We start from the raw sequence: 455 nt of genomic DNA on the forward strand, positions 1-455 counted from the left end.
GGCGCGATACCCGAGCCAATCGCCACCTTATAGAAGATGGCCAGCACCCCGGAGGAGTAGCCCATGTCCACCGCCAGCGTCTCCATCTGCCCCTGCACCGACGGCAGGGCCAGCGCCAGCGCCTCCTTGATGGCGTGGACGTCCGGCGCGCAGTTGAGCTTCGCGGCAATCACCGCCAGCTGGACCGGGTCGTGGTGGGCCAGCAGGTTTTCCAGCGCGCTCAGCGCCAGCCCGGCCTCCGGGATATTGGAGAGCAGGCCGCCGAAGCCAATCGGCAGCAGCAGTAACGGCTCGAACTTTTTCGCAATCGCCAGCCACAGCAGCAGCAGGCTGACCAGCAGCATTACCGCCTGGCCGGCCCCCAGGTGCATCAGCCCCATGCCCTGAATCAGGGCGTTCAGACTTTCCATTTGCGCTCCTCGTCCTTACGCCAGCTGCAGCAGGGTGTCGCCGAC

General features: G+C 65.9%; 1 protein-coding gene. It reads right to left on the reverse strand.

Features of this window, described 5'->3' with window-relative positions; genetic code table 11:
- On the reverse strand, window positions 1–410 hold a 410-nt coding region (locus PGS10_RS24960; protein ID WP_316423644.1), incomplete at its 3' end, for a sodium ion-translocating decarboxylase subunit beta.
- Window positions 411–455: the final 45 nt, after the last annotated feature.

Origin of the sequence: Klebsiella sp. 141153 (assembly GCF_032601995.1) — a bacterium.
Taxonomy (GTDB): domain Bacteria; phylum Pseudomonadota; class Gammaproteobacteria; order Enterobacterales; family Enterobacteriaceae; genus Klebsiella; species Klebsiella aerogenes.